This is a genomic window from Streptomyces sp. NPDC046859, from assembly GCF_040645135.1.
Classification (GTDB): domain Bacteria; phylum Actinomycetota; class Actinomycetes; order Streptomycetales; family Streptomycetaceae; genus Streptomyces.
In genome coordinates this window covers 18,116-38,456 of sequence record NZ_JBEYXR010000005.1, presented here as the reverse complement: position 1 = coordinate 38,456, position 20,341 = coordinate 18,116, and the positions used below count along the sequence as shown (strand labels likewise).

Here is a 20,341-nt window from a genome sequence, read left to right as displayed (position 1 = left end):
GTCAGAGCTCGGGGCCGTCCCCGGGCTCCTCCTGATAGGAGTAGCGCTGCTCGCGCCACGGGTCGCCGATGTTGTGGTAGCCGCGCTCCTCCCAGAAGCCGCGCCGGTCGGCGGTCATGTACTCCACGCCGCGGACCCACTTGGGTCCTTTCCAGGCGTACAGATGGGGAACGACCAGACGCAGCGGGAAGCCGTGCTCGGCGGTCAGCAGCTCGCCGTCCCGGTGGGTGGCGAAGATCGCGCGGTCGGAGGCGAAGTCGTCCAGCCGCAGGTTGGAGCTGAAGCCGTATTCGGCCCACACCATGACATGGGTGACGGCGGGCGCCGGCGGCGCGATGTCCAGGATGGTGCGCGCCGGGATGCCGCCCCACTCGGCGCCGAGCATGCTGAACTTAGTCACGCAGTGCAGGTCGGCGACGAGGCTGGTGTACGGCAGGGCCGTGAACTCCTCATGGGTCCAACTGTGCTTCTCGCCGTCGGCCGTGGCGCCGAAGACCCGGAAGTCCCAGCGCTCGGGGCGGAACTTGGGGACCGGGCCGTAGTGCGTGACGGGCCATCCGCGCTGGACGCGCTGCCCCGGCGGGAGCTCGGAGTGTGCTGCTGCCTCACCTTCGCGCTCCACCGGCTGACCCATGCCTCCATCCTGACAGACCCGGGACAGTGCACCTGACCACACCCCCCACCCAACCGCGTAAAACGGACTAAGCGTGGACTTACTTACTAAGTGAAGACTTACTGGACGATCTTCGCGTCCGGTGGAATCATGCGCCGCATCCTGCCAGTCCCTCGCTTGGAAGGAGCCCGAAGCGATGCAGGGCGACCCCGAGGTCCTCGAATTCCTGAACGAGCAGCTCACCGGTGAGCTCACCGCGATCAACCAGTACTGGCTGCACTACCGCATCCAGGACAACAACGGCTGGACGAAGCTCGCGAAGTACACGCGGGAAGAGTCCATCGACGAGATGAAGCACGCGGACAAGCTCACCGAGCGCATCCTCATGCTGGACGGCCTGCCCAACTACCAGCGGCTCTTCCATGTGCGGGTGGGCCAGACGGTCACGGAGATGTTCCAGGCCGACCGGCAGGTGGAGATGGAGGCGATCGACCGCCTCAAGCGCGGCATCGAGCTGATGCGCTCCAAGGGCGACGTCACGTCCGCGAACATCTTCGAGGAGATCCTGGCGGACGAGGAGCACCACATCGACTACCTGGACACCCAGCTGGAGCTCATCGACAAGCTCGGGGAGGCGCTCTACATCGCCCAGCAGATCGAGCAGCCGAGCTAGGGCCGGCCCGGACCTCCCGGTCTAGGCGGCGTCCTCGAGGTCGGAGACGACCGACTCACCGCGGTCGGCGAGTTCACGGCGGGGGCAGGCACCCCGGCCCAGCAGCGCCTGGATACGGCGCACGCACGATCCGCAGTCGGTGCCGGCTTTGCAGGCCGAGGCGACCTGGCGGGGAGTGGAGGCGCCGTTCTCCGCGTGCTTCTTGACCTGCTGCTCGGTGATGCCGAAGCAACTGCAGACGTACACGCGGTTCACCTCCCGGCGGGATCGAAGTGCCATCCCCTGATCGGTGAGGCAAACCTAACCTTACCCGTCCTGGCAGGAGCGCAAAAGTGGTGTGGGGCGCGGATCGTGTGATCCGCGCCCCACACCTTGGTGATCGGAGAGATCACTGGTCGCGGTACATCTCCGCGACCAGGAACGCCAGGTCGAGCGACTGGCTGCGGTTCAGCCGCGGGTCGCAGGCCGTCTCGTAGCGCTGGTGCAGATCGTCGACGAAGATCTCGTCGCCGCCGCCCACGCACTCGGTGACGTCGTCGCCGGTGAGCTCCACGTGGATGCCGCCCGGGTGGGTGCCCAGCGACTTGTGGACCTCGAAGAAGCCCTTGACCTCGTCCAGCACGTCGTCGAAGCGGCGGGTCTTGTGCCCGGAGGCCGCCTCGAAGGTGTTGCCGTGCATCGGGTCGGTCACCCAGGCCACGGTGGCACCGGAGGCGGTGACCTTCTCGACGAGCTCGGGGAGCCTGTCCCGGATCTTGTCGGCGCCCATGCGGACGATGAAGGTCAGCCGGCCCGGCTCGCGGTCCGGGTCGAGGCGGTCGATGTACTGCAGCGCCTCCTCGGCCGTCGTCGTCGGGCCGAGCTTGATGCCGATGGGGTTGCGGATCTTCGAGGCGAACTCGATGTGCGCGCCGTCGAGCTGCCGGGTGCGCTCACCGATCCACACCATGTGCCCGGAGACGTCGTACAGCTGGCCGGTGCGGGAGTCGACCCTGGTCAGCGCGGACTCGTAGTCGAGCAGCAGCGCCTCGTGCGAGGCGTAGAACTCGACCGTCTTGAACTCCTCCGGGTCGGCCCCGCAGGCGTGCATGAAGTTGAGCGCCTGGTCGATCTCGCGGGCCAGCTGCTCGTAGCGCTGCCCGGACGGGGACGACTTCACGAAGTCCTGGTTCCAGGCGTGCACCTGGCGCAGGTCGGCGTAGCCGCCGGTGGTGAAGGCGCGCACCAGGTTGAGCGTGGAGGCGGAGGCGTTGTACATCCGCTTCAGCCGCTCGGGGTCCGGGACGCGGGCCTCCTCGGTGAAGTCGAAGCCGTTGACGGAGTCGCCGCGGTAGGTCGGCAGGGTGACGCCGTCGCGGGTCTCGGTCGGCTTGGAGCGCGGCTTGGAGTACTGGCCGGCGATCCGGCCGACCTTCACGACCGGCACCGAGGCGGCGTACGTGAGCACGGCGCCCATCTGGAGCAGGGTCTTGAGCTTGTTGCGGATGTGGTCCGCGGACACCCCGTCGAACGCCTCGGCGCAGTCGCCGCCCTGGAGGAGGAACGCCTCTCCCTTGGCGACGGCCGCCAGCCGGGCGCGCAGCTGGTCGCACTCGCCCGCGAAGACGAGCGGCGGATACGACTCGAGGTCCGCGATCACTGCGCGCAGAGCCTCGGGGTCGGGGTACTCGGGCTGCTGCGCCGCGGGCAGGTTTCGCCAGGTGTTGCCAGCGCTCGCGCTGGTCTTAGCGTTCACGGTCACGTCCTCAACATTACGGGGTCGTGTCGGGCGTCCCGCCCCATGCCCAGCAATTGAGACACGGCGTACACGACTCGGACATGCGGTAGGGTGCCAGGCATGTTCGCGCACTCGATCCAGAACTGGTGGTGGACCGCTCATCCGGCGGCCCGCTGACTGCGCGTATCCAGACTTCGCGAAGGCCGCCCGAGGGGCGGCCTTCGGTGTTTCCCGGGGTCCGTTCCTCCCAGCGAGAAGGAACATCGGACCCATGCAGCTGCTCGACCTGCTCGACGATCCCCGCCCGTTCGCCCTGCTGCGCCGTCGCGCGCCGGGCCACGACGAGAACACCGTGGAGGTCCTCCTCGGTCCCGTCGCCACCCGCGACCGGCTGGCCGACCTCCCCGACGAGGGCCTGGCGCTGGTGCCCTTCCGGCAGATCCGCGAGCGCGGCTTCGACGTCCGGGACGACGGCACCCCCCTGCTGGTGCTGACGCCCGAGGAGTCGCACACCGTGCCGCTGGCCGACGCCCTGGCGCAGCTCCCGGCCCACGAGGTACGGGTCGAGGGCGGCGGCTTCGACGTCGGCGACGAGGAGTACGCGGAGATCGTCGGGCGGGTGCTGGACGAGGAGATCGGGCGGGGCGAGGGCGCCAACTTCGTGATCCGGCGGACGTACGAGGGCCGGATCGACGGGTTCTCCCGGGCCGACGCGCTCGCGCTGTTCCGGCGGCTGCTGGAGGGCGAGCGGGGCGCGTACTGGACGTTCGTCGTCCACACCGGCGACCGCACGCTGGTCGGGGCCAGCCCCGAGGTGCATGTGCGGATGGCGGGCGGCACGGTCGTGATGAACCCGATCAGCGGGACGTACCGCTACCCCGCGGAGGGGCCGACCCCCGGGCACCTGCTGGACTTCCTCGCCGACGGCAAGGAGATCGAGGAGCTGTCGATGGTGGTCGACGAGGAGCTGAAGATGATGTGCACCGTCGGCGACATGGGCGGGGTCGTCGTCGGGCCCCGGCTGAAGGAGATGGCGCACCTCGCGCACACCGAGTACGAGCTGCGCGGGAAGTCCTCGCTGGACGCGCGGGACGTGCTGCGGGAGACCATGTTCGCGGCGACCGTGACCGGCTCCCCCGTGCAGAACGCCTGCCGGGTCATCGAGCGGCACGAGTCCGGTGGGCGCGGCTACTACGCGGGCGCCCTGGCCCTGCTCGGCCGGGACTCCGGCGGGGCGCAGACCCTCGACTCCCCCATCCTGATCCGCACCGCCGACATCGACGCCGGCGGGCGGCTGCGGGTGCCGGTCGGCGCCACGCTGGTGCGCGGCTCGGACCCGGCAGGCGAGGTGGCCGAGACCCACGCGAAGGCGGCCGGGGTGCTGGCGGCGCTGGGGGTGGGGCCGTCCCGGCCGCGCGCCCGGCACGCGCGCGTGCGGCTCGCCGACGACCCGCGCGTGCGGGCCGCGCTGGACGGGCGGCGGGCGTCGCTGGCTCCGTTCTGGCTGCGGATGCAGGAGCGGGGCGACGAGCTCACCGGTGACGCCCTGGTCGTCGACGCCGAGGACACCTTCACCGCGATGCTGGCGCACCTGCTGCGCGCCGGCGGCCTCGGGGTGAGCGTCCGGCGCTACGACGAGCCGGGGCTGCGGGAGGCGGTGCTCGCGCACGAGGGGCCGGTGGTGCTCGGCCCCGGTCCCGGCGACCCCTGCGATCTGTCCGACCCGAAGATGCGCTTCCTGCGGGACCTGACCGCCGAGGTCGTACGGCACCACCGGCACGGCGTGCTCGGCGTCTGCCTCGGCCATGAGCTGATCGCGGTCGAGCTGGGCCTGGACATCGTGCGCAAGGACGTGCCGTACCAGGGCGCGCAGACCACGATCGACCTGTTCGGGCGGCCGGAGACGGTCGGCTTCTACAACAGCTTCGTGGCGCGCTGCGACGACGAGGCGCTCCAGGAGCTGGCCGCGCACGGCGTCGCGGTCAGCCGGGCGGAGAACGGGGAGGTGCACGCCCTGCGCGGTCCCGGCTTCGCCGGGGTGCAGTTCCACCCCGAGTCGGTGCTGACGCTGAACGGCGCCGCCGTCGTCCGGGAGCTGGTGGGTCAGCTGCGCGGGACCAGCACGTTCTCCGAGCGGCGGCCCGCGGTGTAGTCGAGGACGTTGCGCACGGTGGTGTCGACGATCTGGCCGACGGCGTCCCGGGTGTAGTACGCCTGGTGGGAGGTGACCAGGACGTTCGGGAAGGTGACCAGGCGGGCCAGGGTGTCGTCCTCGATGGCCTGGAGCGACTTGTCCAGGAAGAACAGTCCGGCCTCGGCCTCGTAGACGTCGAGGCCGACCCCGGTGAAGCGGCCCTCGCGCAGTTCGGCGACGAGGGCCGCGGTGTCGATGAGCCCGCCCCGGCTGGAGTTCACGAGGATCGCGTCGTCCTTCATCGTCCGCAGCGCGTCCGCGTCGATCAGCCGGCTGGTCTCGGGCATCAGCGGAACGTGCAGGCTGACCAGGTCGGACTCGGCGAGGAGCCGCTCCTTGGGGACGTACCGCATGCCGAGCTGCATACAGGCGGGGTTCTCGGCGACGTCCCAGCCGAGCAGTTTCATGCCGAACCCGTGGGCGATGCGGGCGAAGGCCTCGCCGATCTTCCCGGTGCCGAGGACGCCCGCGGTGCGGCCGTGCAGGTCGCGGCCCATCAGCCCGTCGAGGCGGAAGTCGAAGTCACGCGTGCGCGTGCAGGCCCGCACGATGCGGCGGTTGACCGCCATGGCGAGGGTCCACGCGAACTCGGCCACCGAGTAGGGCGAGTAGTACGAGACCCGGGCGACGGTCATGCCGAGGTCACCGGCGACATCGAGGTCGATGTTGTTGAAGCCGGTGGAGCGCTGGGCGACCATCCGGGTGCCGCCGGCCGCCAGGGCCCGCAGCACGGAGGCGCCCAGGTCGCAGTTGACGCTGGTGCAGACGATCTCGTGGCCGGCCGCGATGGGGACGGTGTCGTCGTTGAGGAAGACGTCCAGGCAGCGGACGGCGTGGTGGTCCCGGAACGCCTCCTGGATCAGGGGTTTCTCGTCGGCCTGCACGCCGAAGGCGACGATCTCCAAGGCTGCTCCCGCTCGTAGGGCTGTGGGCCGCAATATACGGCCCACAACCCGTCGCCGCCGGGCGGTCGGGCCCGGCGCCGGTCAGCCGAAGAAGACGCCGGCCTCGTCGTAGAGCTTGGCGTCGACCGTCTTCAGCCTGGCCGTCGCCTCGGCGATCGGGACCCGCACGATGTCCGTGCCGCGCAGCGCGACCATCTTGCCGAAGTCGCCGTCGCGGACCGCCTCGATGGCATGCAGTCCGAAGCGGGTGGCGAGCCAGCGGTCGAAGGCGCTCGGGGTGCCGCCGCGCTGGATGTGCCCGAGGACGGTGGTGCGGGCCTCCTTGCCGGTCCGCTTCTCGATCTCCTTGGCCAGCCACTCGCCGACCCCGGAGAGCCGCACGTGCCCGAAGGAGTCGAGCGACTCGTCCTTGAGGACCATGTCGCCGTCCTTGGGCATGGCGCCCTCGGCGACCACCACGATCGGGGCGTACGACGCCTTGAAGCGGGAGGTGATCCAGGCGCAGACCTTATCGACGTCGAAGCGCTGCTCGGGGATGAGGATGACGTTGGCGCCGCCGGCCAGCCCGGAGTGCAGGGCGATCCAGCCGGCGTGACGGCCCATCACCTCGCAGACCAGCACGCGCATGTGGGACTCGGCGGTGGTGTGCAGCCGGTCGATGGCCTCCGTCGCGATGCCGACGGCGGTGTCGAAGCCGAAGGTGTAGTCGGTGGCGGACAGGTCGTTGTCGATGGTCTTCGGCACGCCGACACAGGGCACGCCGTACTCGTCGGACAGCCGGGCGGCGACCCCGAGGGTGTCCTCGCCGCCGATGGCGATCAGTGCCTGGACCTCCTGCTTGGCGAGGTTGTCCTTGATGCGCCGGATGCCGTCCTGTTCCTTGAGGGGGTTGGTGCGCGAGGAGCCGAGGACGGTGCCGCCGCGGGGCAGGATGCCGCGCACGGCCGGGATGTCGAGACGGACGGTGTCGTTCTCGAGCGGACCTCGCCAGCCGTCCCGGAAGCCCACGAATTCGTAGCCGTACTCCTGGACGCCCTTGCGGACGACGGCCCGGATGACGGCGTTGAGACCGGGGCAGTCGCCGCCCCCGGTCAGTACTCCGACCCGCATGGAAATGTCCCTTCGCCGGGGTTGCCTGGTGAGGCCACGCTAATGGTGAGCCAGGTCACACAGCGATGGGTCGGCCCGGCAATTCCGGTGAACGGCCGGGTATTTGGTTTACGGCTCGTCAAGCCGGCGACGCGCGGTTCACTCGTCGTCGAGGCCCCGCTCTATCGCGTACCGCACCAGCTCCACGCGGTTGTGCAGCTGGAGCTTGCCGAGGGTGTTCTGCACGTGGTTCTGCACCGTGCGGTGGGAGATGACGAGGCGTTCGGCGATCTGCTTGTAGCTCAGGCCCTTCGCGACCAGCCGCAGCACCTCGGTCTCCCGCTCGGTGAGCTGCGGGGCGCCCGGCCGCCCGGCCTCCTGCGCGGGCGGCGCCGGCTCGGCGGCCAGCCTGCGGTACTCGCCGAGGACCAGCCCGGCCAGGCCCGGCGTGAACACCGGGTCGCCGACGGCGGTGCGGCGCACCGCGTCCAGCAGCTCCTCGGTCGACGCCGACTTCAGCAGGTAGCCGGTCGCGCCCGACTTCACGGCCTCCAGGACGTCGGCGTGCTCGCCGCTCGCGGACAGCACGAGGACGCGCAGCGCGGGGTTGTGCGCGACGAGCTCCTTGCAGACCTGGACACCGGGCTTGGCGGGCAGGTTCAGGTCGAGCACCAGCACGTCGGGGCCGGCGGCCTTGGCGCGGCGCACCGCCTGCTCGCCGTCGCCCGCGGTGGCCACGACCTCGAAGCCGGACGCGTCCAGATCGCGGGCGACCGCGTCGCGCCACATCGGGTGGTCGTCGACCACCATCACCCTGATCGGCTCCCGCTGTCCGCTCGCGCCGTCCGTCATCGCTGTTCCGCCTTCCCCCGCGAGGCACTGCCGGCCTTCGGTACCTTCAGTTCCACTTCGGTGCCCTGACCCGGCACCGAGATCACCTCGGCGGTGCCGCCGAGGTCGCGCAGCCGTCCGCGGATCGACAGGGCGACCCCGAGCCGGCCCTCGCCCTCGGCCTCGGCGAGCCGGCCCTCGGGGATGCCGGGGCCGTCGTCCCGGACGGTGACGACCACCTCGCCGGGCTCGTCCTCGACGAGGATCCACGCGCGCGCCCCGGCCCCGGCATGCGCGCGCACATTGTCCAGGGCGGCCCCGACGGCCGCCGTCAGCTCTCGCGCGGCGGCCGGGGGCAGCGGCACCGGAGCCCCGGGCTCCGCGAGGCTGACCCGCGCACCGGCGTACCGGGCGAGCAGCGACCGCAGGTCCACCGGCCCGCCGTCGCCGCCGTCGTCCGGCTCCTCCACGGCCCGCACGACGGCGCCCTCGGCGGCGTCCTCCGAGACCCGGGAGACCGGCACCAGTCCGCCGGAGACCAGGGTGCGCAGGGCCACCTCCTGCTCGCCGGCCATCCGGCCGAGCTCGGCCGCCTCGCCGCCGATGACGGCGCCGCGCCGCTGCACCATCGCCAGCACCTGCAGGACGCTGTCGTGGATGTCCCGGGCCAGCCGCTCCCGTTCACGGGTGGCCGCCTCGATCTCCAGGGCGCGGGCGAGGGTGCGCTCGGAGGCGCGGGCGACCTCGACGACGTAGCCGATGGCGATGGACGCGATCCAGACGAGCAGCACCATGTGGATGGTGTCCCGGGTGGGCACCCCGGAGCGCTCGGCCAGGTTGGCGGCGGCCACCAGCGTGGAGGCGAACGCGGCCCAGCGCCAGCCGCCCTTGATGGCGAAGGCCAGCACGGCGCCCGCGGTCCAGATCGACGGCAGGGTGGGCGCCCCGGCGTCGATCCGCTCGGGCGACTCCGCGACCCGGGTCAGCAGGATGCCGACGACGGCGACGGACAGGTCCACGGCGAGGAAGGGCCGGGTGCAGCTCGCGGCGTTGGCGACCCTCGGCAGGGTGGCCAGGGTCCAGACGACCAGGACGGCGAAGTAGCCGACGGCGACCCAGGGCCGGGCCACCTGGTCGTGCGCGCTGACGAACAGGCCGATCGCGTAGACCGCGGTCAGTACCCGGTACCCGGCGAGCGCACGCCACAGCGGCTGCTCGACCGACATCCTCATGACCCGCTCACGCCTGGCCACGCCCCCACCCCCTGTGTGCCGGACCCGGCCCCGGACGGCCCGTGGGGAGCATCTCGCCGATCATGCCGGGCTTCCGGCGCCTGGCACCGCTCGCCGGTCCGGCCCGATCGACGGGACACCCCTGGGCCCTGGGACGCTCCCCGTCCGGCTACCTCGTCTTCTTCGCCTGTTCCTTCTCGGCCTTGGCGGCCTCCGCGATCTGCCGCTTGGCGGCGGTCGCGTACATGTCGACGTACTCCTGGCCGGAGAGCTTCATGATCTCGTACATGACCTCGTCGGTCAGCGCCCGCAGGACGAAACGGTCGTGCTCCATGCCCTGGTACCGGGCGAAGTCCATGGGCTTGCCGATCCGGATGCCCGGCCGCATCAGCTTGGGCATGACCTGCCCGGGCGGCTGGATCTTCTCGGTGTCGATCATGGCGACGGGGATGACCGGCGCCCCGGTGGCGAGCGCCACGCGCGCGAGGCCGCCCGGCTTGCCCCGGTAGAGCCGTCCGTCGGGCGAGCGCGTGCCCTCCGGGTAGATCCCGAACAGCTCGCCCCGCTCCAGCACCTCTATGCCGCTGCTGATGGCCGCCTCGCCCGCGCCGCGCGCGCCCGAGCGGTCCACCGGCAGCTGGCCGACGCCCTTGAAGAACGCCGCCGTCAGCCGGCCCTTCACCCCCGGGGTGGTGAAGTACTCGGCCTTCGCGATGAAGGTCACCTTGCGGTCGAGGACCGCGGGCAGGAAGAACGAGTCGGAGAACGACAGGTGGTTGCTCGCCAGGATCGCGGCACCCTCGAGGGGAACGTTCTCCAGGCCCTCCACCCAGGGCCGGAAGGCGACCTTCAACGGTCCTCCGATGGCCACCTTCATCGCGCCGTACAACAACCCTGTGCCTCCTGTGTGTGTGGAGGAGACCTTAACCCGGAGCGCGGTGGAAGGGTCCGACGGCCCTGGTCGGTGTCAGTGCGGTCGCGTACGGTGAACCTCACCGGGCTGTACCGACACGCGGCTGCCGCGTGAGCCGATGTCGTCGTGCACGTCCATGCCGTCCCTCTCACGAACGGGAGACCGTAAGGTGCCGGTCCTTCCTGGAGCCGAGCCGTACCGCCGCGAGGGCACCGAGGTCGGGGTCCTCCTGTGCCACGGATTCGCCGGCTCCCCGCGGTCGCTTCGCCCCTGGGCGGAGCATCTCGCCGCGCGCGGGTTCACCGTCTCGGTGCCGCTGCTGCCGGGGCACGGCACGCGCTGGGAGGACCTGCGGATCACCGGCTGGCAGGACTGGTACGCCGAGGTGGACCGCGAGCTGCGCGCCCTGCGCGACCGCTGCTCCCAGGTCTTCGTCGGCGGCCTGTCCCTGGGCGGCGCCCTGGCGCTGCGGCTGGCCGCCCGGCACGGCCGGGACGTGTCCGGGGTGGTGGCCGTCGACCCGGCGAGCCGGCCGCACGGCCTTCCCGCGCGCACCCTGCCGATCACGCGTCACCTGGTGCGCACGGGGCCGGGGATCGCCGGCGGCATCGCGAAGGAGGGCGCCGGCGAGCTCGGCTACGACCGGGTGCCACTGCACGCCGCGCACTCCCTGCGGTCCTTCCTCCGCCTGGTCGACGGCGAGCTCCCGCAGGTCACACAGCCCCTGCTGCTCCTGCGCAGCGGACAGGACCGCGTCGCGCCCGCGGCGGACGCGGCCCGGATCCTGAGCCGGGTGTCGTCCACCGACGTGACGGAGATCGTGCTGGAACAGAGCCGTCACGTCGCGACGTTGCACCATGACGCGGACCGGATCCACGAGGAGAGCCTCGCATTCATCGGCCGGCTCGCGACCGGTGCCGGCAAGGAAGGGACGACCGCACGTGGCTGAGCACGACTCCGGCTCCGACCGCGACAGACACGAGGAGCGCGAGCCCGACGAGCAGCATGTCCCGTTCGACGAGGACGCCGCCTGGGCCGCGATCGTCGCCGGGTACGGCGAGGAGCCGACGGACCCGCCCGGGACCAAGCCGTTCAAGTCGGTCGAGGACCTGGCGCTGCTCGAATCGGGCGTCAACGACTCCGTGGCCGGCGCCGCGGAGGCCGAGCCGAAGGGGGAGCGGGCCGAGCCCGGCGACACCGCCGTGAAGGACGACGACGGTGGGGACGCGCCGGTGCGCCCGCTGGGCGCCTCCGTCTCCTTCGCGCCCGGCGTCGGTCCCCGCGACTACAGCGCGCCCGAGCCGTCTGAGGACGACTTCGACGCCGACGACGAGGGCCACTTCGTCCCGCCGGAGCCGCCGCCGCTGCCCGAGGCGGACGCGACCGCGAAGTTCGCCTGGCTCGCGGTGGTCGGCGGGCCGGTGCTGCTGCTGCTCGCCGTCCTGTTCGGCTGGGACATGACGTGGTGGCTGGCCACGCTCGGCATCGGCGGTTTCCTGGGCGGCTTCGGCACGCTGGTGATGCGGCTGAGGACGGACGACGAGGACGGCGACGACCCCGGGCGGGGTGCCGTCGTCTGACCCGGCGCCCGCCGCCCCGGTTCAGCCCTGTTTCGCGGCGGGCACCTTGAGGGCGGCGAGGACCGGCAGATGGTCCGTGGCCGCCCGCAGGTCCTCCTGTGTCACCCCGGGCTGGTCCAGCGGGACACCGCAGCCGAGCACCTCCACGCCCTCGGTGGCGAAGATCGCGTCGATGCGCTGGTGCGGGTCGAGCGGTGTCGAGGTGTGCTCACCGCCCCAGGGGGCGGTGGCCCAGCCGTCCTGGAGGCTGCCGGCGAGCCGGCGGAAGGTGCGGCCGGTGGGCCGGTCGTTCAGGTCTCCCCCGGCGACGGCGTGCTCCACACCGAGCGCGGACAGCCGGTCCAGCAGCATGCCGCCCTGTTCCAGACGCTCGTCCGCGTGCAGGGAGAGGTGGCAGCTGAGGACGCCGAGGCGGGCACCGCCGAAGCGGACCACGGCGGTGGCGAAGCCGCGCCGATGGTGCCCGGGGACCAGCGGCAGCAGCACGTCCTCGGTGCGTTCCACGGTGGCCCGCAGACCGCACAGGATCGCCGGTCCCGCCGCGGGGGCCCCGCCGGTGAGGATGACGAGGTCGGCGGCGCGGGCCAGCCGGGCGAGTTTCTTGCGCCAGCGGAAGAACCGGGGGGCCTCCTGGACGAGGACCAGGTCGGGGGCGCAGGCGCGGATCACGCGGGCGAGGGCCGCGGTGTCGTCGCGCAGGGAGCGGACGTTGTAGCTCAGCACACGGAGGGTGGCCGAACCGTCGGGGTCGGTGCGGGACTCGGGGAGCGGCGCCATGCCGGTCAATGTACGCCCGACGGCCCGGGGCGCGGGGTCATGGGGACGGCCTGCCCGTGGCCGGTCCCGCAGGTCCCCGCGCCCCTGGGCGGTGGCGCGTGCGGTGCCTTACGAGGCGTACCGCGTCACATGATCGGGTCGGGCTCGCGCGCCAGGTCGGCGGCGCCCACGAGTCCGGCCTTGTTGCCGAGCTGCGCGGCGATGACGTCGGCGACCGGGCGCCAGTTGCCGCCCACCAGCCAGCGCTTGTAGGACTTGCGGATGGGGTCGAGGACCAGTTCGCCCTCGTCGGAGAGGCCGCCGCCGACGATGAACGCGGACGGGTCGAACAGCGAGGCCAGGTCGGCGAGGCCGGCGCCGGCCCAGCGGGCGAGCTCCCGGTAGGAGTCGACGGCGACCGGGTCGCCCTGCCGGGCGGCCATGGAGATGTGCTTGCCCTCGACGCCGTCGGGGGTGCCGTCGCCCAGGCCGAGCAGGATCTCGGCGTTCTCCGGGGTGGCGTTGGCGCGCTGCTTGGCGTAGCGCACGAGGGCGCGGCCGGAGGCGTACTGCTCCCAGCAGCCCTGGCTGCCGCAGCCGCACATCAGGCCGTCCGGCACCATGCGGATGTGGCCGAACTCGGCGGCCACGCCGAAGTGCCCGCGGCGCAGCTTGTTGCCGATGATGATGCCGCCGCCGAGGCCGGTGCCCAGTGTGATGCAGATGACGTTGCGGTGGCCCTTGCCCGCGCCGAACTTGTACTCGCCCCAGGCGGCCGCGTTGGCGTCGTTCTCCACGACGACGGGGAGGCCGACGCGGGCCTCGACCTTCTCCTTCAGCGGCTCGTTGCGCCAGTCGATGTTCGGCGCGAAGTACACCTCGGAACGCTGGCGGTTGACGTATCCGGCCGCACCGATGCCCACGCCGACGATCTGGTGCCCGGCGCGCGCGCCCTCCACCGCGGAGGCGATGGCGTCCACGATGCCCTCGGGCGTGCCCGGGGTCGGCACCTTGTGGGTCGAGAGGATGTTGCCTTCCTCGTCGACCACGCCGGCCGCGATCTTCGTGCCGCCGATGTCGACGCCGATGGTGAGTCCCATGAATCCCTCAGTTTCGGTCGAGCCCCGCTACGGCCAACCGTACCCGAGGCCCTTGCCGTCGGGTTCGCGTCGTCCGTTCGGCGGACGGGACCGGGGATCCGCGCCCGTGCCGGGGTGCGCCCGGCACGGGCGGGGTCAGTCGAGGTCGATCCGCTCGCCGGGGCCGGCGTCGTCGCCCCGGTCGCGGCCGTCCCCGGGGGCCTGGCCGCCGCCGTCCCCCGCGGTCCAGCGGCGCTCCTGGTTCTGGGCGGCCGAACGGTAGGCGGCCAGCAGTTCGTTGCCGGCGGCGGCGAGATGATCGAATACATCCGGATTGCGCTCGATGACCGGTTCGACGGCGGCCTTGGCCTGCTCCACGACCTGCTTGACCATCTGCTGGGCGGCGGGTCCGGCGACCGCGCCGAGCAGCGGGGACCGCAGGGTGGAGAGCCGGTCGGCGACGGCGTCGACGAACTTGCGCAGTTCCTCGGCGGCCGAGCCGGGCGGCTGTCCGTCGCGGGCCCGGCGGCGGGCCTTCTCCTCGGCGAGGTCCTCGGCGCAGGCCGTCGCCCAGGCGTCGGCGTCGGCCTTCCGTGCCTCGTCCACGGGCTCGTGCCCGTCGGCGTCGGCCGTCCGTGCCTCGTCCACCGGCTCGTGCCCGTCGGCGTCGGACGGGGGGAGCTGTTCGCTCATGACGGACTCCTGACTACGGCTCGTCCCTACGACGTTACCCGAACGGCGCCGGCCGCTTCACTCGGCGCGGGGCCACAGGCCGGGGTCCGGGGCGAACCGGATCCGCAGCTCGCCGTCGCGCAGCCCGGCCCCGTCCACGGCGCACCTGCGCAGCACGGAGGGCAGCGGCACGATACGCCGGAACTGCCCCGCCGCGAGGACGAGTTCGTCGCCGCGCCGGATCAGGTCGAGCTCGTCGCGGTGCGCGCCGGGCAGGGGGATGCGCCAGACCAGGACGCCGTCGTCGGCGCGCCGGTCGGTGACGGGCCACTCGACCGTGGAGGACGTCCCGTTGACGACGGGCACCGCGAGCGCGGCGAGGTCGTGGACGCCGCGCGGGTCGTGCCCGAGGTGGGCGACCTCGTGGACGTCGTGGGCGCCGCGCCACCCGTCGGTCACCTTGCGCTGGTGGGCGACGGGCCCGGCGAGCCAGCTGCCGGGGCCGGCCTCCGCCTCGGGCAGCACCCGGTTGGCGACCAGCAGGTCGGGGCGCAGCCCGCGCAGGGCGAGGCCGAGCTCCGCGGCGCGCACGGCGTCGGCGCCGCCCGGACCGGGTTCGGCGACGAGCCGTACGACGGTGTCGCGGTCGGCGACGACGGCCTCCACGGCGGCCAGCTCGACGTCCCAGCGGGCGGCGGTCTCGTACAGCCACTCCGCCGGCATCGGGACGCCGGCCAGCCGGCCGAGGACGGGGCGCAGGGCGCGGGCCGCCTGGCGTTCCGGCGGGAGCAGGCGGCGCAGGTAGCGGCGCAGCTCCTCGGGCAGGGAGAGCAGGGCGAGGGCGTGCGCGGTGGCAGGGAGGTCGACGACGAGGAGGTCGTGGGCCTCGGCGAGCGCCGCGTCGCGCAGGGCCCGCAGCAGCGCGAGCTCCTCCGCGCCGGGCAGGGGGGTGACCTCCTCCGGGTCGAGCCGGGCGGCACCGAGCAGGTCGAGGGCGCCGGCCGCCCGCTCCTGGAAGGCGGCGAGGTCGTCGCGGAAGCCGGTGGCGGCGTCGGGGCGCCAGGCGGTGAGCCGGGGCGCGGCCTCGACGGGGGCCGCCCCGGTGCGCACACCGAGGGCCGCGCCGAGGGTGTCGGTGCGGTCGGCGCTCAGCACGAGCGTGCGGGCGCCGTCGGCGGCCGCGGCGAGCGCGGTGGCCGCCGCGACGGTCGTACGGCCGCTGCCGCCCGGGCCGGTGATCAGGATGGTGCGCATAGGGCTGAACCGTAACGGACGGCGCGGTCCCGTCCGGGCGCGGTGCTCCCGGCCGGGGCGGAGCTACTTGGCGGACTCCACGCGCTTCTTCAGACCGGCCAGGGCCCGGTCGATGATGACCTTCTCGGCCTTGCGCTTGATCATCCCCAGCATCGGGATCTTGACGTCCACGGTGAGGGCGTAGGTGACCTCGGTGGCGCCGGCGCCGGCCGGCGCGAGCAGGTAGGAGCCGTCCAGGGAGCGCAGCATCTGGGACTTCACCAGCGTCCAGGACACCTCGTGCTCGCCGGTCCAGGTGTACGCCAGCACCTGGTCGTCCTTGATCGCCCCGGCGTCCATGACGAGGCGGACCTGCTCGGCGCGGCCCTGGCCGTCGGTCGCGAGGACCTCCGCCTCCTTCACCTCGCCGGTCCAGTCCGGGTAGCGGGCGAAGTCGGAGATGACCCCCATGACATCGGCCGGTGCCGCCTCGATCGTGATGCTCGAGCTGGTGTGTTCCGCCATCGCCGTGGCTCCTCCAGAAGCGGCCGGTAAGAAGTGGTGGTGCGCACGCGGGCGCAGCGTGAAGGCTACCGCGCGCGGGGCCGGGCGGAGCCACCCCCACCTGGGCGATCGCGCGGAAACCGCCCGGGGGGCCGGAATCCGTTCACCACTGCAGCGCCCACGGCTTCCCAGACCGGGCGAAGTGGCCGACGTTCACGCACTCGGTGGCGCCGATCCGCATGCGCCGGGCCAGCGGCTGGTGGACGTGTCCGAACAGCGAGTACCGGGGCCGGGTGCGGCGGATCGCCGCCAGCAGCGCCCGGCTGCCGCGCTCGAAGCGCCGCGCGACGGTGTCGTAGACGAGTTCCGGCACCTCCGGCGGGATGTGGGTGCACAGCACGTCCACCTCGCCGACGGCCTCGATCTTCGCGGCGTACTCCTCGTCGCTGATCTCGTAGGGCGTGCGCATCGGGGTGCGCAGGCCGCCGCCGACGAACCCGAAGGTCCAGCCGCCGATCTCGGCCCGCTGCCCGTCGAGGACCGTGACGCCGGGTCCGGCGTACTCCGGCCACAGGGGCGGGATGTCGACATTGCCGTAGGTGGCGTACGTCGGTGTCGGCAGGACCGAGAACATCTCGCGGTACTGCTTGCGGACCGCCTTCTCGATCACCGCGGCCCGGTCCGCGCCGATGCCGGCCCACAGCCGCGTCCCGAGCTCGCGGGCCTCCTCGAAGCGCCGGGCGGTGCGCAGCTCCACGATGCGGTCGGCGTTCTCCACGCCGAACAGGTCGGGGAAGATGCCGCGCGAGTGGTCGGCGTAGTCCAGGAACAGCACCAGGTCGCCGAGGCAGATCAGGGCGTCGGCGCCGTCACCCGCGCGGGCCAGGTCACGGGCGTTGCCGTGCACGTCGCTCACCACGTGCACGCGGGTGCCGCGCGTGCCGTTGTTTCCCGTCGGTGTCGCTGCCATGGCGATCAAGGGTAGGCGTGTGGGGCAGACGTGAACAGTGGCGGCCGAACCGATGGTTACTGGCCAGTCGTCCGAACGCTCGACTACTCTGCGCGCAGAAACACCAATCCGTGTGACGCAGAGAACATCTCGCCGGGACCCCCTGTCGGAGAAGCCATACCGACGGGTAACGTCCGGTCGGTCCAGTCGTGCTCAGGATTTCAACATGTGAATCCCCGAGCACCTGCCCGAGCCTTGGACCGATCGGTCGCATCACACAACGTCGTGGCGCCGGCGCCCTATGAGGAGCAGCAGTCTTGCGCGAGTTCAGCCTTCCGGCTTTGTACGAGGTCCCTGCGGACGGCAACCTCACCGACATCGTCCGCAGAAACGCCGCGCAGCACCCGGACGTGGCCGTCATCGCCCGCAAGGTCGGCGGTGCCTGGCAGGACGTCTCGGCCACCGCGTTCCTCGCCGAGGTGCGCGCGGCCGCCAAGGGCCTGATCGCCGCCGGGGTCCAGCCGGGCGACCGGGTCGGCCTGATGTCCCGCACCCGCTACGAGTGGACCCTGCTGGACTTCGCGATCTGGTCCGCGGGCGCGGTCACCGTGCCGGTGTACGAGACCAGCTCGCCGGAGCAGGTGCAGTGGATCCTCGGCGACTCGGGCGCCACCGCCGTCGTCACGGAGCTGGACGCCCACACCGCGGCCGTCGAGTCGGTGCGCGACCGGCTGCCCGACCTCAAGCACGTCTGGCAGATCGACGCCGGCGGCGTCGAGGAGCTGGGCCGGCTCGGGCAGGACGTCGCCGACGCCACCGTCGAGGAGCGCGGCTCGCTGGCGAAGGCCGACGACCCGGCGACCATCGTGTACACCTCGGGCACCACGGGCCGCCCCAAGGGCTGTGTGCTGACCCACCGCAGCTTCTTCGCCGAGTGCGGCAACATCGTGGAGCGGCTGCGGCCCCTGTTCCGCACCGGCGAGTGCTCGGTCCTGCTCTTCCTGCCGCTGGCCCACGTCTTCGGGCGCCTGGTGCAGATCGCCCCGATGATGGCGCCGATCAAGCTGGGCACCGTCCCGGACATCAAGAACCTCACCGACGAGCTGGCCGCGTTCCGGCCGACGCTGATCCTGGGCGTCCCGCGGGTCTTCGAGAAGGTCTACAACTCCGCCCGGGCCAAGGCGCAGGCCGACGGCAAGGGCAAGATCTTCGACAAGGCGGCGGACACGGCGATCGCGTACAGCCGGGCGCTGGACACGCCGTCCGGGCCGTCCGTCGGCCTGAAGATCAAGCACAAGGTCTTCGACCGGCTGGTCTTCAGCAAGCTGCGCGCGGTCCTCGGCGGGCGCGGCGAGTACGCGATCTCCGGCGGCGCCCCGCTGGGCGAGCGGCTCGGGCACTTCTTCCGCGGCATCGGCTTCACCGTCCTGGAGGGCTACGGCCTGACCGAGTCCTGCGCGGCGACCGCGTTCAACCCGTGGGACCGGCAGAAGATCGGCACGGTCGGCCAGCCGCTGCCGGGTTCCGTGGTGCGCATAGCGGACGACGGCGAGGTGCTGCTGCACGGCGAGCACCTGTTCAAGGAGTACTGGAACAACCCGGGCGCCACCGCGGAGGCGCTGGCCGACGGCTGGTTCCACACCGGTGACATCGGCACCCTCGACGAGGACGGCTACCTCCGCATCACCGGCCGCAAGAAGGAGATCATCGTCACCGCGGGCGGCAAGAACGTCGCCCCGGCAGTGATCGAGGACCGCATCCGGGCGCACGCGCTCGTCGCGGAGTGCATGGTGGTCGGCGACGGCCGTCCGTTCGTGGGCGCGCTCGTCACCATCGACGACGAGTTCCTGGAGCGCTGGTGCGCCGACCACGGCAAGCCGGCCGGTTCCACGGCGGTGTCGCTGCGCGACGACGCGGACCTGCTCGCCGCCGTCCAGTCGGCGATCGACGACGGCAACGCCGCGGTGTCGAAGGCGGAGTCGGTGCGCAAGTTCCGCATCCTGCCGGCCCAGTTCACCGAGGAGTCGGGCCATCTGACGCCGTCGCTGAAGCTCAAGCGCAACGTGGTGGCGAAGGACTTCGCCGACGAGATCGAGGCGATCTACCAGAAGTAGGGCGCGCCGCCCGCACGGCGGTCCTGGGCGCGGTGTCCCCGGCGGGGAACCGCGCCCTCGTGCGTACGGCGTCCGGCGGGACGGTTCAGAGCAGGGCTTCGAGCCGCTCGGCCAGCAGGTCCCAGCGCCACTTCTCCTCGACCCACGCCCGGCCCCGCTCCCCCATGCGGGCCCGCAGCCCGGCGTCCCCCAGCAGCGTGACGATGCGGTCGGCCGCGTCCCGCGGGGAGCCGCCGCGCACGACCCAGCCGGTCTCCCCGTCCAGCACGGCGTCCGGCGCCCCGCCGGAGTCGCCGGCCACGACCGGCAGCCCGGTCGCCGACGCCTCCAGGTAGACGATGCCGAGTCCCTCCACGTCGAGCCCGCCCCGGCGGGTGCGGCACGGCATGGCGAAGACGTCACCGGCACCGTAGTGCGCGGGCAGCTCCGACCACGGCACGGCCCCGGTGAAACGCACCGAGTCGGCGACGCCCGTCTCCCGGGCCAGCCGGCGCAGGTCCCGCTCGTAGGGCCCGCCGCCGACGATCAGCAGCACGGTGTCCGGCTCGGCGGCCAGGATGCGGGGCAGCGCCCGGATCAGGGTGTCCTGGCCCTTGCGCCGCACCAGCCGGGACACGCACACCACGACGGGCCGGTCCGTCAGCCCGAGCCGGGCCCGGACCTCGTCGCCGCCCGATCCGGGGTGGAAGGTCTTCTCGTCGACGCCGGGCGGCAGCTGCACCATCCGCGCGGCCGCCTCGGGCGTCAGGGCGCCCGCGATCCGCGAGCGGGTGTACTCGCCGAGGTAGGTGAGGGTGTCGGTGCTCTCCCCGATCCGGCCCAGCAGCCGCCGGGCCGCGGGCAGTTGCGCCCAGCCCGCCTCGTGGCCGTGGGTCGTGGCCACCAGCCGCTCGGCGCCCGCCCGGCGCAGCGCCGGCGCCATCAGGCCGAGCGGCGCGGCCGCGCCGAACCACACCGACGTGCAGCCGTGCTCACGCAGCAGACCGGCCGCCCGCCGGGTCGCCCCCGGCGTCGGCAGCAGCATCGTCGTCCGGGCCCGTACGACCGTGAAGGGCTGCTCGGCGTCGAAGGCGGCGGTGGCCTCGGCGCCCTCCCGCCCGCGCTTCCAGGTGGAGGCGTGGACGACGAGGCGCTCCGGGTCGAGCCGCAGCGCCATGTTGTGCAGGAACGCCTGGATGCCGCCGGGGCGGGGCGGGAAGTCGTTGGTGACGATCAGGGTCTTGTGCATCGCCGCCGACCCTATCGAAGCCGCCGTTCGCGGCCGGGCCCGGCCGCGTATGTGGCCCG

21 protein-coding genes are annotated in these 20,341 nt (G+C 72.6%); 6 read left to right on the top strand and 15 right to left on the bottom strand.

From position 1 onward, the window contains the following. Position 1 precedes the first annotated feature (1 nt). Positions 2-634, bottom strand: a complete 633-nt coding sequence (locus ABZ899_RS08475) for a sulfite oxidase-like oxidoreductase (RefSeq protein ID WP_361342638.1) — start codon at positions 632-634, stop codon at positions 2-4. Positions 635-809: 175 nt separating this feature from the next. On the opposite strand from ABZ899_RS08475, the gene bfr reads away from it, so the two are divergent. Then, positions 810-1,286 (top strand): bacterioferritin, encoded by a 477-nt coding sequence (gene bfr / locus ABZ899_RS08470; RefSeq protein ID WP_361342635.1) that lies wholly within the window; start codon positions 810-812, stop codon positions 1,284-1,286. Positions 1,287-1,307: 21 nt separating this feature from the next. On the opposite strand, the gene ABZ899_RS08465 is transcribed toward bfr, so the two are convergent. Further along, entirely contained in the window at positions 1,308-1,565 is a 258-nt protein-coding gene (locus tag ABZ899_RS08465) for a (2Fe-2S)-binding protein (protein WP_361342632.1), read from the bottom strand. Positions 1,566-1,674: 109 nt separating this feature from the next. Next, positions 1,675-3,027, bottom strand: a complete 1,353-nt coding sequence (locus tag ABZ899_RS08460; protein WP_361342629.1) for a class II 3-deoxy-7-phosphoheptulonate synthase — start codon at positions 3,025-3,027, stop codon at positions 1,675-1,677. A gap of 96 nt (positions 3,028-3,123) precedes the next feature. Here ABZ899_RS08460 and ABZ899_RS08455 point away from each other — a divergent pair, with 96 nt between their 5' ends. Together ABZ899_RS08455 and ABZ899_RS08450 are read left to right on the top strand one after the other, a co-directional pair. Next, on the top strand, positions 3,124-3,180 hold the full coding sequence (locus tag ABZ899_RS08455) for a trp operon leader peptide (RefSeq protein WP_079033853.1): 57 nt from the start codon (positions 3,124-3,126) through the stop codon (positions 3,178-3,180). Between the two features lie 94 nt (positions 3,181-3,274). After that, positions 3,275-5,155, top strand: coding sequence for an anthranilate synthase family protein (locus tag ABZ899_RS08450; protein WP_361342626.1), 1,881 nt, complete (start codon positions 3,275-3,277; stop codon positions 5,153-5,155). On the opposite strand, the gene ABZ899_RS08445 is transcribed toward ABZ899_RS08450, so the two are convergent. From ABZ899_RS08445 to ABZ899_RS08425, 5 genes are all read right to left on the bottom strand, one after another. Continuing rightward, entirely contained in the window at positions 5,107-6,102 is a 996-nt protein-coding gene (locus ABZ899_RS08445; RefSeq protein WP_361342623.1) for a 2-hydroxyacid dehydrogenase, read from the bottom strand. The two genes, ABZ899_RS08450 and ABZ899_RS08445, sit on opposite strands and share 49 nt — an antisense overlap. Before the next feature lie 81 nt (positions 6,103-6,183). After that, positions 6,184-7,212 carry a 6-phosphofructokinase gene (locus tag ABZ899_RS08440; protein ID WP_361342620.1) on the bottom strand — a complete coding sequence of 343 codons (1,029 nt, stop codon included), beginning with the start codon at positions 7,210-7,212 and terminating at the stop codon, positions 6,184-6,186. Between the two features lie 138 nt (positions 7,213-7,350). Beyond that, positions 7,351-8,043, bottom strand: coding sequence for a response regulator transcription factor (locus ABZ899_RS08435; RefSeq protein ID WP_361342617.1), 693 nt, complete (start codon positions 8,041-8,043; stop codon positions 7,351-7,353). Next, positions 8,040-9,275: a DUF5931 domain-containing protein gene (locus ABZ899_RS08430; protein ID WP_361342614.1), complete on the bottom strand. Its 1,236-nt coding sequence runs from the start codon at positions 9,273-9,275 to the stop codon at positions 8,040-8,042. Before ABZ899_RS08430 ends, ABZ899_RS08435 begins: the two co-directional genes overlap by 4 nt. A 148-nt stretch (positions 9,276-9,423) precedes the next feature. Next, positions 9,424-10,131, bottom strand: coding sequence for a lysophospholipid acyltransferase family protein (locus ABZ899_RS08425; protein WP_361343544.1), 708 nt, complete (start codon positions 10,129-10,131; stop codon positions 9,424-9,426). 205 nt (positions 10,132-10,336) lie between these two features. On the opposite strand from ABZ899_RS08425, the gene ABZ899_RS08420 reads away from it, so the two are divergent. Together ABZ899_RS08420 and ABZ899_RS08415 are read left to right on the top strand one after the other, a co-directional pair. Next, on the top strand, positions 10,337-11,116 hold the full coding sequence (locus ABZ899_RS08420) for an alpha/beta fold hydrolase (RefSeq protein ID WP_361342611.1): 780 nt from the start codon (positions 10,337-10,339) through the stop codon (positions 11,114-11,116). Then, the gene (locus tag ABZ899_RS08415; protein ID WP_361342608.1) at positions 11,109-11,747 is read left to right on the top strand and encodes a hypothetical protein; all 639 of its coding nucleotides are present in this window, start codon (positions 11,109-11,111) and stop codon (positions 11,745-11,747) included. Before ABZ899_RS08420 ends, ABZ899_RS08415 begins: the two co-directional genes overlap by 8 nt. A 21-nt stretch (positions 11,748-11,768) precedes the next feature. On the opposite strand, the gene ABZ899_RS08410 is transcribed toward ABZ899_RS08415, so the two are convergent. From ABZ899_RS08410 to ABZ899_RS08385, 6 genes are all read right to left on the bottom strand, one after another. Further along, entirely contained in the window at positions 11,769-12,524 is a 756-nt protein-coding gene (locus ABZ899_RS08410; protein WP_361342605.1) for an endonuclease/exonuclease/phosphatase family protein, read from the bottom strand. A gap of 125 nt (positions 12,525-12,649) precedes the next feature. Beyond that, positions 12,650-13,603: an ROK family glucokinase gene (locus tag ABZ899_RS08405; protein ID WP_361342602.1), complete on the bottom strand. Its 954-nt coding sequence runs from the start codon at positions 13,601-13,603 to the stop codon at positions 12,650-12,652. 135 nt (positions 13,604-13,738) lie between these two features. Continuing rightward, positions 13,739-14,275 (bottom strand): DUF5304 domain-containing protein, encoded by a 537-nt coding sequence (locus ABZ899_RS08400; RefSeq protein ID WP_361342599.1) that lies wholly within the window; start codon positions 14,273-14,275, stop codon positions 13,739-13,741. Positions 14,276-14,332: 57 nt separating this feature from the next. Continuing rightward, positions 14,333-15,508, bottom strand: a complete 1,176-nt coding sequence (locus tag ABZ899_RS08395; protein ID WP_361342597.1) for an ArsA-related P-loop ATPase — start codon at positions 15,506-15,508, stop codon at positions 14,333-14,335. Between the two features lie 63 nt (positions 15,509-15,571). Further along, complete coding sequence (locus tag ABZ899_RS08390) at positions 15,572-16,012, bottom strand: SRPBCC family protein (protein WP_361342594.1); 441 nt, start codon at positions 16,010-16,012, stop codon at positions 15,572-15,574. 142 nt (positions 16,013-16,154) lie between these two features. Then, entirely contained in the window at positions 16,155-16,961 is an 807-nt protein-coding gene (locus ABZ899_RS08385; RefSeq protein ID WP_361342592.1) for a metallophosphoesterase, read from the bottom strand. A gap of 296 nt (positions 16,962-17,257) precedes the next feature. Between ABZ899_RS08385 and ABZ899_RS08380 the strand changes: the two genes are divergently transcribed. After that, entirely contained in the window at positions 17,258-19,054 is a 1,797-nt protein-coding gene (locus ABZ899_RS08380) for an AMP-binding protein (RefSeq protein WP_361342590.1), read from the top strand. 85 nt (positions 19,055-19,139) lie between these two features. On the opposite strand, the gene ABZ899_RS08375 is transcribed toward ABZ899_RS08380, so the two are convergent. After that, entirely contained in the window at positions 19,140-20,282 is a 1,143-nt protein-coding gene (locus ABZ899_RS08375; protein WP_361342587.1) for a glycosyltransferase family 4 protein, read from the bottom strand. Between the last annotated feature and the right edge of the window lie 59 nt (positions 20,283-20,341).